The organism is Pectobacterium artocarpous, assembly GCF_046159765.1.
Lineage (GTDB): Bacteria > Pseudomonadota > Gammaproteobacteria > Enterobacterales > Enterobacteriaceae > Pectobacterium.
Window position 1 is genome coordinate 35,845 of sequence record NZ_JBJXVK010000002.1, and the last position, 11,664, is coordinate 47,508.

Here is an 11,664-nt window from a genome sequence, read left to right on the forward strand (position 1 = left end):
ATTCTAACGCTATGAATCCACCATAAGAAATGGATTTGACTAGGTACTCACTTTCTCTTTGGGCTACACTGCATGCGCAAACGTTGGCGGTGTAGAACTGAAACCGCTTTTCATCCGTAGATTCTGGAATAGTGTTATGAAAACGTTAGGCGAATTTATCGTCGAAAAACAGCACGATTTCTCTCACGCCACAGGTGAGCTTACCGCGCTGCTGTCTGCTATTAAACTGGGTGCCAAGATTATTCACCGTGATATCAATAAAGCGGGTTTGGTTGATATTCTGGGTGCCAGCGGTATTTCTAATGTTCAGGGCGAAGTGCAGATGAAGCTCGATCTGTATGCCAATGAAAAACTGAAAGCGGCATTAAAAGCGCGTGGTGAAGTGGCAGGTATCGCCTCTGAAGAAGAAGACGAAATTGTTATCTTTGAAGGTGATAAGGCGGAAAATGCCAAGTATGTGGTTCTGATGGACCCGCTGGACGGCTCGTCGAATATTGATGTGAACGTCTCTGTCGGTACGATTTTCTCTATTTATCGCCGTATCACGCCGCTGGGCACCTCAGTCACGGAAGCTGACTTCTTACAGCCGGGTAGCCAGCAGGTTGCGGCGGGCTACATTGTTTATGGTTCTTCAACCATGCTGGTATATACCACGGGTCACGGCGTGCACGCCTTTACCTACGATCCGTCGCTCGGTGTATTCTGTCTCTCGCATGAAAAAGTTTGCTTCCCGGAAAAAGGGAATATGTATTCCATCAACGAAGGAAACTACATCAAGTTTCCTGTCGGCGTGAAGAAATACATCAAGTACTGTCAGGAGCAGGATGAAGAGACGCAGCGTCCTTACACGTCGCGTTATATTGGCTCACTGGTGGCAGATTTCCACCGTAATCTGCTGAAAGGCGGAATCTACCTATACCCAAGCACGGCGAGCTATCCGAAAGGCAAACTGCGTTTGCTGTACGAATGCAACCCGATGGCGTTTCTGGCGGAGCAGGCGGGCGGTAAGGCCAGCGACGGTAAAAACCGTATTCTGGATATCACGCCGGAGAAATTGCATCAGCGCTCACCGTTCTTCGTCGGGACGGAATCGATGGTGAATGACGTTGAGCGTTTCATCCGCGAATTCCCCGATGCCTAATTAACATCTATATACCCTAAATAATTCAAATTTCAGGCAGGCGGCAAGGGAAGGAATCCCGATGAGCTTACATAGGTAAGTGATTCGGGTGATTGAGCGCAGCCAACGCACATGCAATTTGAAGTATGATGGGTATAGTCCCGTGTGGTCGGATTCTCGGCTAACACGGGGTTGTCTTTTAAAGCTGCGCCTCGAACCAGCTTTCCAGAATAATCACCGCAGAGGCCGCGTCTACGCTACCTTTATCCAGCGCTCTAAAGCCGCCGCGCTCGAAGAGATCCGCACGCGCTTCTACGGTACTCAAGCGTTCATCGTGTAACTCAATAGCGACGCCAAAACGGCCATGCAGTCGGTTAGCGAATTTTCGCGCCCGTGCAGTCAGCGGCTGCTCAGTACCATCCATGTTGAGCGGCAGGCCGACGACGACCAGATCGGGCTGCCATTCGGACAACAGCTTCTCCACTTTTTGCCAGTCTGGGATCCCTTCCTGCGCTTTGAATGATGTTAGCGGTCGTGCCGTACCGGTAATCTCCTGACCGATGGCGACACCGATGCTTTTTGTCCCAAAATCAAAGGCAAGAATGGTTCTGCTGTTCATCAGGCATGTCCCGTTTCGGTGGAGATATTGTGAATATCGATGCCCAGTTTTCTGGCCGCCGCCCGCCAACGTTCCGCAATCGGCGTGTAGAACAGAATGTCTTTATCGGCCGGCGTGGTCAGCCAGGCATTTTCCAGCAGCTCTTCTTCCAACTGACCGTTCTCCCAGGCGGAATAGCCTAAGGCGACCAACGTATTTTTCGGTTGGTTAGGTGTCCCTAACGTTTCCAGCACGTCTTTTGATGTAGTGATCATGGTGTCTTCAGAAATACTGATGCTGGAACCAAAGCCGGGGCAGGGTGTATGTAGGATAAAACCCCGATCGTCCGCCAGTGGGCCGCCCATGAAGACGGGTTTATCCAGTCGAATAGCGGGATCGCGCGGTGTCGGATCTATTTTTAGCTTTTTTAGCACATTTTCCACGGAAAACTGATCCATCGGTTTATTGATGATCAGCCCCATGGCTCCGTCTTCATTATGTTCGCAGATATAGACCACCGAACGTTTAAATACAGAGTCCTGTAGTGCTGGCATAGCAATGAGGAAGTGATGCTGTAAATTCATTGTGTATTTTTATCGATATCCGTCAGCGTTGGAGAAGCGGCCCGCATTGCGCGGGCCGAGTGGTGTATCAGGTGTCTCTGGTATTAGCGGGTACGTGCAGCCAGACGCTTTTCAATGGCGTCCATCAGCATGCCGGTGATAGAGATATCTGGGTAGGCCGCTTCGATTTCACGCACGCAGGTTGGGCTGGTGACGTTAATTTCTGTCAGGCGGTCGCCGATGATGTCCAGACCGACGAAAATCAGGCCTTTGGCTTTTAATGTCGGCGCGACGTCACGGGCGATTTTCCAGTCGCTTTCGCTCAGCGGGCGTGCTTCGCCGCGGCCACCGGCGGCCAGATTACCCCGTGTCTCACCGCTTTTTGGGATACGCGCTAGACAGTAGGGAACAGGCTCGCCATCGACCACCAGCACGCGTTTATCGCCGTCTTTAATCGCAGGCAGGTAATTTTGCGCCATGCAGTAACGGGTGGCGTGTTCGGTCAGCGTTTCGATAATCACCGAAACGTTGGCGTCGTCCTGCTTTAGGCGAAAAATAGACGCGCCGCCCATGCCGTCCAGCGGCTTGAGAATAACGTCACCGTGTTTTTCATGGAACTGACGCAGCTTATCGGCACGACGTGTGACGAGCGTATCGGGTGTCAGGTGAGGGAACCAAGCGGTGAATAGCTTCTCATTGCAATCGCGCAGGCTTTGCGGCTTATTGACGATCAGTGTGCCTTTCTCTTCCGCGCGTTCCAGAATATAGGTCGCGTAGATGAACTCCGTATCGAACGGCGGATCTTTACGCATCAGCACCACATCCAACTCTTCCAGTGCAATGTCCTGCTCACCGGAAAAATCGTACCAGCCGTCGTAATCGTACTGGACGCTCAGGCGACGCGTTGTTGCACGGGCAATGCCCGCCTGCATATAAAGATCGTTCATCTCCATATAATGCAGTTCCCAACCACGGCGCTGTGCTTCCAGCAGCATAGCAAAGCTGGTGTCCTTCTTGATATTGATGGTGTCAATCGGGTCCATCACGATACCGAGTTTGATCATTCTTTTCTCCTTTACCCCAAATCGCCGAAACGTACCTGTAAGGCGGTAATGGCGGTGAGTGCAGTGGTTTCTGTGCGTAAGACGCGTGGCCCCAACAGGATATCAGTGAATCCGTGTTCTGAGGTCATGGTAATTTCATCGGCGGTGAGCCCGCCTTCTGGCCCTATCAGCAATCTAACCCGTTCTACGGGCAGCGGCAGTGTATTGATGCTTTGTGTGGCGCGCGGGTGCAGATTTAATTTCAACGCGTTGTCTTGTTCCGCACACCAGGCTTCCAGCGTCATCGCTGGCCGCACCAGTGGCACACAGTTGCGGCCAGACTGTTCACAGGCGGCAATCGCAATTTTCTGCCATTGGCTAATCTTTTTCTCCAGACGCTCGGCATCCAGTTTTACGCCACAGCGTTCGGAAAGCAGCGGGGTAATCACATTGACGCCCAACTCGATAGATTTCTGGATAGTAAACTCCATCTTTTCGCCGCGTGACATCACCTGTCCCAGATGTAAATGTAGGGGCGATTCTTTATTTTCCAACTTACCTGCTGTGAAGTGAACGCGCACACTCTTTTTGCCAGCTGCGATAATTTCCGCATCAAAGACATGATTGCTGCCATCAAACAACTGCAATGCCTGTCCCGTATTCATGCGTAACACGCGACCAACGTGATTGGCGGCATCGTCGCTCAGTTCGGCTTCACCGCCGTGTAGGGGGAGCGTCTCGGGATGAAAAATGCGTGGTACTCGCATGCGGATTCAGACCTTTGAATAAAAGAGAGAGGCGCAGGAACGCCAGAAACTGGCAACACCACCGTCATCTGACGGCGGTGTTGCTGGAAACCGATTTGCTATAGTAGGTAGACGAACTAGCGCTGGCAAGCTTGTTGAACGTAGGGATTTGGGTTTCCCTGTTTTGCGGCGATGCGCTGATTGCGGGTACATTCCCACTGGGTGACTGGGTATTGCTTATCCCAGGCTTCGAACAGCTGGGTTTGCTGACTGGACAAGCGCAACTGATAGCGGTCACGCATATAGAAATAGGTACGGGCGATCTGGCCACGGGCGCGAGCCGGGGGGGTTGCCAGATTGTTTTTGAAGTCAACTTTCATCTCGCATTGACCATATTGGGATTTGCCACCGTTCCACTGACCATACATGGCATTACCGCGATCGCCGTTGACCTCGCCAACCGCAGGTTGCAGGTTATGTAAATCGGTTTCCATCTTGCGGTAGATGGGGTCGCTGCTACAGTTCTTTCTGCCACCATCCTGCCAGCATTGGCGCTGATGGCCGAATTGCCAGGCGGGCACAACGTGTTCCCACTCGATACGGCTGGCACGCTGTTCATTTTTTCTGACCTGGTAGCCGCAGGATTCAAGGTCGGGGGTGCCTTTCTTGCCCTGCCACGTAATTTTGCAGCCGCAGTAAAACGAACCTGGTGCATCCCTGTTGATGTCGACCGCGGCGGCTTTTGCCTGCGAAAAATTATTGATGTTTTGACCTAACGCGGCAGCCGAAAACAGCGTCGCGCCAATGGCGGAGATAGCGAGAATTTTGCGTAGCATATTCCAAATAATCCACAGGCTGTAAAGTTGGCAGACTACCGGATGTCTCGTCGGCAGGCAAATGCAAAAGCAGCTTTTAAAACTGGAAATTCCCTTTTAAATAGAACTTTTTACATCATGACGTAAGGTTTTCCCGCAGCGACGGCAGCGATATTCTATTTCGCCGCGCAGTACCCGATTGTGTCGGCGGATCGTCAGCTCATGCCGTTGGCAAGCGCACAGGTACGTGAAGGTTTTCCCCTGTACGGATTGCACCGCGAACCGATGGGTTCGTTTTGCTGGAACTCGCAGGACGCTTTCCATCATCCAGCGCCATTCTTTGCCATGAGGCGCTACACGACCAAAACGTGCGTAGACCAGCAGATGGGCCAGTTCATGGGGCACTACCTCATCGATAAAAGCCTGCTGATTTTCCTGCAACAAGACGGGATTGAGCCGAATTTCCCAGTGTTGCAGCCAGGCCGTTCCTGCAGTAGCGCCGCGCTGCTGGTAATTTACCGTCGGTTCGGTGTAGTCCGTTTGCAACGTGAGGTTGGCCAGTTGTAATTTATCACGCAGACAGCGCATCACTGCCTGATGGCTGGCAATGGGGATTCGGGGTGTGTTCATATTCTGTGAGGATAAAGTGAGTCGCAGGGAGACGCAATAGGTGAAGCAGAGGGAAAGTTGGGTAAAGCAGAATGAAAAGCGGCGAATTTTCATTCGCCGTTTGGTGTCTATTGCATTGCCGGATTACAGGCCCGCGGCTTCGCGCAGCTGTGCGACTTTGTCCGTTTTTTCCCAAGGGAAATGTTCGCGACCAAAGTGACCATAGGCTGCCGTTTCCTGATAAATCGGATGCAGCAGGTCCAGCATCTGGATTAAGCCATAAGGACGTAGATCGAAGAATTCGCGCACCAGCAGCGTCAGTTGCTCGGTAGACACTTTCTCTGTGCCGAAAGTTTCGATCATGATAGAGGTCGGTTCTGCTACGCCAATAGCGTAGGACACCTGAATTTCACAGCGATCGGCCAGGCCTGCGGCGACGATATTCTTGGCAACATAGCGCGCGGCATAGGCAGCAGAACGGTCTACTTTAGACGGATCCTTACCGGAGAACGCACCGCCACCGTGACGCGCCGCGCCGCCGTAGGTATCAACGATGATTTTACGGCCAGTCAGACCGCAGTCACCCATTGGGCCGCCGATAACAAAGCGTCCGGTTGGGTTGATGAAATATTTGGTACTGGCAGACAGCCACTCTGCAGGTAGAACCGGTTTAATGATCTCTTCCATCACGGCTTCGTGCAGGTCTTCCTGGCTGATCTCTTCTGAATGCTGGGTAGACAGTACCACGGCATCAATACCGACGATCTTGCCATCGTCATACAGGAATGTAACCTGGCTTTTCGCATCCGGGCGCAGCCACGGCAGTGAACCGTTTTTACGCACTTCTGACTGACGTTGTACCAGACGGTGTGCGTAAGTCACTGGCGCAGGCATCAACACGTCGGTTTCATTGGTCGCGTAGCCGAACATCAAGCCCTGATCGCCAGCGCCTTGTTCCAGCGGATCGGTGCGGTCAACCCCCTGATTGATGTCAGGAGACTGCTTACCAATCGCGCTCAGTACGGCGCAAGAGTTGGCATCAAAGCCCATTTCGGAATTGACATAACCGATATCACGCACGGTACGACGGGTAATTTCTTCAATATCGACCCAGGCGCTGGTGGTGATTTCGCCACCGACTAACACCATTCCGGTCTTTACATAAGTCTCACAAGCGACACGCGCTTTTGGATCTTGCTCCAGAATGGCGTCGAGAACCGCATCAGAGATCTGGTCAGCAATTTTATCGGGATGTCCTTCAGAGACTGACTCGGACGTAAAAAGGTGTTTAGCCATGAGTTTCTTTACCTTCAAATCAAAGCCGTTAAGTAGTGTATCAGTTAATCAGTATAGACGGATTAACATCTGGATGGCTATTCTAGGGCACCTTTTAGTCTCAGTGCCAGCAGTTTTTCGCATTAGCTTTCCATCGTCCTCTTATCATCGGCTGTTTTTTCTTTTACAAGAGATGACTGGCCGCAATTTTCATTTTGCTTTTCCAGTAGCATGTAGGTATAAACGGCGAGCGGTGATGTAATCCGCGACATCTTGAAATTTCTTATTGATAGCTGACCGCATAGCCTGCGGCGCACGTGGAGGTGGTAGGATTAATGATCCGTAGTTTACTGAGTATATTGCGTTCGCAATATGTCCCTTTTGACGCTACCGCGTCCGCGACTCAACCCTTCTTTTACGTTTCTCGACGTTGCCTGTCTTTAAATTCGACACAGGACTCCAGGGCTGGTTAACCTGCTTGTTATTCTTTCTGCCAGAAGCGTTTGAATGCCTTTCTGGTCACGTTCTCCTGGTGATTTTCATAACGAGTTTTATCGACCCGTAACACGGAGTCTGACAACATGTTTTACACTAATAAGAGTAATAAAGTGACGGCATACTTCATTACGCCGAATTTTTCACTGTCGACGCCGCATGTTGCAGGTATGCTCATGTGGGCGGTTTATTCAGGTACTGATGTGATCAGCAGTCCAGAAAAAGAAGAGGTTCGTTATGTCTGACGACATGATTCATCACGGCTCGTCAGCGACGGGTAAACATGAAAATTTGCGCTCAATGCAGGAGGTTGCCATGAATGACCGTAATGCCAGCGAAATGCTTCGTACCTACAATATTGCCTGGTGGGGCAATAATTACTATGACGTCAATGAGCTCGGCCACATTAGCGTGTGCCCGGATCCTGACGTACCAGAAGCTCGCGTCGATCTGGCCAACTTGGTCAAAGATATGCAGAAAGACCACCACCAGCGTCTTCCTGCGCTGTTCTGCTTTCCGCAAATCCTTCAGCATCGCCTGCGTTCTATTAATGCGGCGTTTAAACAGGCTCGTGAATCGTTTGGCTATGAAGGCGGCTATTTTCTGGTTTACCCCATCAAGGTTAACCAGCATCGTCGTGTCATTGAGTCACTGGCTAATTCTGGTGAACCGTTAGGTTTGGAGGCGGGCTCAAAAGCAGAACTGATGGCGGTACTGGGCCACGCCGGCATGACGCGCACGGTGATCGTGTGTAACGGATACAAGGACCGTGAATACATCCGTCTGGCGCTCATCGGTGAAAAACTGGGTCACAAAGTTTATCTGGTCATTGAAAAGATGTCCGAAATCAGGCTGGTTCTGGAAGAGGCTGAGCGTTTGAATGTGGTGCCGCGTCTTGGCGTCCGTGCGCGTCTGGCTTCTCAGGGCTCGGGCAAGTGGCAATCCAGCGGCGGCGAAAAATCCAAATTTGGTCTGGCGGCGATTCAGGTGCTGCAACTGGTTGAGATGCTGCGCGAAGCGGGGCGGTTGGATAGCCTGCAACTGTTGCATTTCCATCTGGGATCGCAACTGGCGAATATCCGTGATATCGCGACGGGCGTGCGTGAATCTGCGCGTTTCTATGTCGAGCTGCATAAGCTGGGCGTGAATATCCAGTGCTTTGATGTCGGTGGCGGTTTAGGCGTGGACTATGAAGGCACGCGCTCTCAGTCGGATTGTTCAGTGAACTATGGCCTGAATGAATACGCCAACAACGTGATTTGGGGCATCGGTGATGCCTGTAACGAACACGGATTGCCGCATCCGACGGTAATCACCGAATCCGGCCGTGCGGTAACCGCACACCATACCGTGTTGGTTTCCAATATTATCGGGGTTGAACGCAACGAGTTTAGTGAACCGACTGAGCCGGAAGAAGATGCGCCGCGCGCGCTGGAGAGCCTGTGGTCGACCTGGAAGGAAATCAAACAGCCCGGAAAACGCCGTTCGCTGCGTGAGTGGCTCCATGATAGCCAGATGGATTTGCATGATGTGCATACTCAGTACACGCACGGTATGTTGGATCTGACACAGCGTGCTAAAGCAGAACAGCTGTATTTGAGCATTTGTAAGATGATTCAGGAGCAGTTGGATCCGAGCAACCGTGCGCACCGGCCAGTGATTGATGAGTTACAGGAGCGGATGGCTGACAAGCTGTACGTCAACTTCTCGCTGTTCCAATCCATGCCGGACGCCTGGGGCATCGATCAGTTGTTCCCGGTAATGCCGCTGGAGGGGCTGGATAAGCCACCTGAGCGCCGCGCGGTGCTGCTGGACATCACCTGTGATTCCGACGGTACGATCGATCATTATGTTGATGGCGATGGCATAGCAACGACAATGCCAATGCCGCCTTACGATCCAGAAAACCCACCGTTACTGGGCTTCTTTATGGTCGGCGCCTATCAGGAAATCCTGGGGAACATGCATAACCTGTTCGGCGATACGTCGACTGTTGACGTGTTTGTCTTCCAGGACGGTACCGTAGAGATTGAAGAATCCGACGAAGGGAACACGGTTGCCGACATGCTGGAATATGTGCAACTTGACCCTGAAGTGCTGATGATCCGTTTCCGCGATCAGGTTAAAGAAACCGATCTGGATGCTGAACTTCAGACGCAGTTTATGGAAGAGTTTGAATCCGGGCTATACGGCTATACTTATTTGGAAGATGAAGAATAAGTGTGACTGACAAAGTAAAAAGGGATGCTCGCTCGCATCCCTTTTTTCGACTATCGATCAGATAATCGAATTACTTATATTGATATCGGTTGCTGGTTTGGGAAGGGAGGAAAATGCTTCAAGGACGCTGTCTTTGAAGATAATCTTAGCAATTAGCAGTAAAGAGTTTTTATCCTGAACGCCATATTTATTCAGTAATCGTGATTTGCTGTTCAGTACTGACTTCTTATTTAATCCGATGATATCGGCAATCGCTTCCGCCGTGTAGCCCGCGCACCAATGCTGGAATACGGCATATTCAGATTTTGACAACCTGACTGGACTGAATAAGCGGCGGTCGTGGAGGTGGACGAAATCGAGTAATTTATAAAAAGAATCAATGGCTGCTGACTTTGAAATAAGAATCGTTTTTTCGTCAATGCACACGGGAGGGTGATTGGGGGAATTATTGATGATAACGAACGACGACGCCATATTATAAAAGTGAGTTCTTATCGACTCATAGTATTCCTCAAAGCCCTCGCTGCTACCGTCAATGATGAAAATACATTTTTTCTTTCCCTGCAGCAGCGTAAACCTGTTGACGGGTTTTATTGAGAGCATAGGGATACCGGATAGGATTTCCCGTAATCCTACCGTAGTAAAATTGCATTTACTGAAAATTCTCACATCCATGATTTTTAACACATATGAGTTTGTTGTCTGAAAGTGGTCACAAACCAATAATCGTTGCTGATGTTATCCAGTTATTAATAAATCGCGATCCTGAAATGCCTTTAAATTGCAAAAAGGTGGCGTCTCTAGAGAAACCTGCGGAAGAGACAACAGGATTTATCATATATCTATATGATCAAACTGGAAAAATTTTTATTGGTTCAACATAGTATGCTTGATTTACTGGCTTATTTCTATCTTTAAATACAGGGGGTTACCCCAACATTCCTGCTGATTGAGACATAGGTATCCGCGCTAATCGTGGTTATCGGTTTGCCACCACATTCGTGGACGACGGCTTTCCAGCATCTGGAAATCCACTAGGTATCATTTTTTAAAAGAGAACAGAAAGTTAGTGAAATTGAAAATAGCTATCTATTTATTATCTATTAATTCTTAAATCCTATCATCATGACGATGACGGGATGTAAAGATGGCTGTTACACAAAGATTACAGCGGATATGACGGGGATGATAGTGGCCGGATGATTAGCGGGCAATTGAGATTTTTTCAATTGCCCGCAGTGTGCCTGCTTTGTGAGCCATCAGCGCGCGGGGTTACTTCTCGGCAGCAATGCGTTCACGAATGTGTTTGGCACGACCTTCAGATGAAGGGTGCGAATCAAACATGCTGCTCTCATGGCCCGCATCAAGTTTGGCGAGTTTCTCGAAGCTGGTTGCCAGACCTTCCCGATTGATGCCGCGTTTCTTCAGCAAATCGAAAGAGTAATCATCGGCCTGCGTTTCCTGAATTTGAGAGAACTGGGAATTCACCAGTTTTTCACCCAGATCGGCTAACTGAGACTGTGACAGGGAAGCTGCCACGCCACCCGAAGAAGCGATGGCAGTGCGGGCGGCCGTTGCCGTATAAGCGACCTGCATCGCTTTACGCGTGTGTCCCAGCGCAACGTGGCCCATTTCGTGGCCAAGAACGCCTTCCACTTCATTGTCGTTCATCATGTCCATCAGGCCGCTGTACACTCGGATGCAGCCGTTAGCCATTGCCCAAGCGTTAACGTCCTTCTCCAGATAGACCTTGTAGTTTGCTGGCGTACCGTTGATATCGTGGCCCAGTGCATCCGCAATTTTATTCAGGCGCTGCGTGTAGTTGCTGTCGGCAGGGGCAATTTTTGCCTCTTTATCCATTTTCTCACAGGACTGGTCGCTAAGCGCTTTAACCTGCGCATCGCTGAGCGTTACCGCTTGAAACGCCTGAGCGCCGGATTGCATTAAGGTATTGGTGTTTAAGTTCTGGCAGCCAGTCAGCAATGTTGCGACACACAGCGCCAGCACAGAAGATCGAATTGCCATAAAAATCATCTCCCTACGATTGTGCTTGTTTTTTAGTACGAAAAAATCGGCTATAAACTACCCGAAAACGACATTGAGAAATAGATCGGAAAATCTGATTTGTACTTTTTACGAGAGCATGTAGGTAATGCATTTTGTTTCTGATGCGTTCCCAA

12 protein-coding genes are annotated in these 11,664 nt (G+C 50.4%); 3 read left to right on the forward strand and 9 right to left on the reverse strand.

The genetic code is table 11. From position 1 onward, the window contains the following. Positions 1 to 136 precede the first annotated feature (136 nt). Positions 137 to 1,141 carry a class 1 fructose-bisphosphatase gene (fbp, locus tag ACKQAD_RS01235; protein ID WP_225085867.1) on the forward strand — a complete coding sequence of 335 codons (1,005 nt, stop codon included), beginning with the start codon at positions 137 to 139 and terminating at the stop codon, positions 1,139 to 1,141. Positions 1,142 to 1,319: 178 nt separating this feature from the next. Here fbp and ruvX read toward each other — a convergent pair whose 3' ends face one another. From ruvX to metK, 7 genes are all read right to left on the reverse strand, one after another. Further along, positions 1,320 to 1,739: a Holliday junction resolvase RuvX gene (gene ruvX / locus ACKQAD_RS01240; protein WP_409158471.1), complete on the reverse strand. Its 420-nt coding sequence runs from the start codon at positions 1,737 to 1,739 to the stop codon at positions 1,320 to 1,322. Beyond that, entirely contained in the window at positions 1,739 to 2,302 is a 564-nt protein-coding gene (locus ACKQAD_RS01245; RefSeq protein ID WP_409158472.1) for a YqgE/AlgH family protein, read from the reverse strand. The genes ruvX and ACKQAD_RS01245 overlap by 1 nt, the downstream gene beginning before the upstream one ends. Positions 2,303 to 2,385: 83 nt before the next feature. Continuing rightward, positions 2,386 to 3,345: a glutathione synthase gene (gene gshB, locus ACKQAD_RS01250; protein WP_409158473.1), complete on the reverse strand. Its 960-nt coding sequence runs from the start codon at positions 3,343 to 3,345 to the stop codon at positions 2,386 to 2,388. An 11-nt stretch (positions 3,346 to 3,356) separates the two neighbouring features. Then, the gene (rsmE, locus tag ACKQAD_RS01255; protein WP_409158474.1) at positions 3,357 to 4,091 is read right to left on the reverse strand and encodes a 16S rRNA (uracil(1498)-N(3))-methyltransferase; all 735 of its coding nucleotides are present in this window, start codon (positions 4,089 to 4,091) and stop codon (positions 3,357 to 3,359) included. A gap of 116 nt (positions 4,092 to 4,207) precedes the next feature. Continuing rightward, a complete protein-coding gene (gene endA / locus ACKQAD_RS01260) occupies positions 4,208 to 4,906 on the reverse strand; it encodes a deoxyribonuclease I (RefSeq protein ID WP_409158475.1) in 699 nt (232 codons plus the stop codon). A gap of 96 nt (positions 4,907 to 5,002) precedes the next feature. Then, the gene (locus tag ACKQAD_RS01265; protein ID WP_409158476.1) at positions 5,003 to 5,515 is read right to left on the reverse strand and encodes a SprT family zinc-dependent metalloprotease; all 513 of its coding nucleotides are present in this window, start codon (positions 5,513 to 5,515) and stop codon (positions 5,003 to 5,005) included. A gap of 123 nt (positions 5,516 to 5,638) precedes the next feature. Further along, positions 5,639 to 6,790, reverse strand: coding sequence for a methionine adenosyltransferase (gene metK, locus ACKQAD_RS01270; RefSeq protein ID WP_409158477.1), 1,152 nt, complete (start codon positions 6,788 to 6,790; stop codon positions 5,639 to 5,641). A gap of 560 nt (positions 6,791 to 7,350) precedes the next feature. On the opposite strand from metK, the gene ACKQAD_RS01275 reads away from it, so the two are divergent. Next, positions 7,351 to 7,509, forward strand: a complete 159-nt coding sequence (locus tag ACKQAD_RS01275; protein ID WP_409158478.1) for a hypothetical protein — start codon at positions 7,351 to 7,353, stop codon at positions 7,507 to 7,509. Next, entirely contained in the window at positions 7,502 to 9,484 is a 1,983-nt protein-coding gene (speA, locus tag ACKQAD_RS01280) for a biosynthetic arginine decarboxylase (RefSeq protein WP_409158479.1), read from the forward strand. Before ACKQAD_RS01275 ends, speA begins: the two co-directional genes overlap by 8 nt. 57 nt (positions 9,485 to 9,541) lie before the next feature. Here the strand turns inward: speA and ACKQAD_RS01285 are convergent, their stop codons facing one another. Both ACKQAD_RS01285 and loiP read right to left on the reverse strand, forming a co-directional pair. Continuing rightward, positions 9,542 to 10,087, reverse strand: coding sequence for a helix-turn-helix transcriptional regulator (locus ACKQAD_RS01285; protein ID WP_409158614.1), 546 nt, complete (start codon positions 10,085 to 10,087; stop codon positions 9,542 to 9,544). 669 nt (positions 10,088 to 10,756) lie between these two features. Then, complete coding sequence (gene loiP / locus ACKQAD_RS01290) at positions 10,757 to 11,509, reverse strand: metalloprotease LoiP (RefSeq protein ID WP_409158480.1); 753 nt, start codon at positions 11,507 to 11,509, stop codon at positions 10,757 to 10,759. Positions 11,510 to 11,664: the final 155 nt, after the last annotated feature.

Excerpts from the sequence above, each read along its gene's own strand:
- fbp (WP_225085867.1), top strand. The coding sequence starts at position 137 with ATGAAAACGTTAGGCGAATTTATCGTCGAAAAACAGCACGATTTCTCT.
- ruvX (WP_409158471.1), bottom strand. The coding sequence starts at position 1,739 with ATGAACAGCAGAACCATTCTTGCCTTTGATTTTGGGACAAAAAGCATC.
- ACKQAD_RS01245 (WP_409158472.1), bottom strand. The coding sequence starts at position 2,302 with ATGAATTTACAGCATCACTTCCTCATTGCTATGCCAGCACTACAGGAC.
- gshB (WP_409158473.1), bottom strand. The coding sequence starts at position 3,345 with ATGATCAAACTCGGTATCGTGATGGACCCGATTGACACCATCAATATC.
- rsmE (WP_409158474.1), bottom strand. The coding sequence starts at position 4,091 with ATGCGAGTACCACGCATTTTTCATCCCGAGACGCTCCCCCTACACGGC.
- endA (WP_409158475.1), bottom strand. The coding sequence starts at position 4,906 with ATGCTACGCAAAATTCTCGCTATCTCCGCCATTGGCGCGACGCTGTTT.
- ACKQAD_RS01265 (WP_409158476.1), bottom strand. The coding sequence starts at position 5,515 with ATGAACACACCCCGAATCCCCATTGCCAGCCATCAGGCAGTGATGCGC.
- metK (WP_409158477.1), bottom strand. The coding sequence starts at position 6,790 with ATGGCTAAACACCTTTTTACGTCCGAGTCAGTCTCTGAAGGACATCCC.
- ACKQAD_RS01275 (WP_409158478.1), top strand. The coding sequence starts at position 7,351 with ATGTTTTACACTAATAAGAGTAATAAAGTGACGGCATACTTCATTACG.
- speA (WP_409158479.1), top strand. The coding sequence starts at position 7,502 with ATGTCTGACGACATGATTCATCACGGCTCGTCAGCGACGGGTAAACAT.
- ACKQAD_RS01285 (WP_409158614.1), bottom strand. The coding sequence starts at position 10,087 with ATGCTCTCAATAAAACCCGTCAACAGGTTTACGCTGCTGCAGGGAAAG.
- loiP (WP_409158480.1), bottom strand. The coding sequence starts at position 11,509 with ATGGCAATTCGATCTTCTGTGCTGGCGCTGTGTGTCGCAACATTGCTG.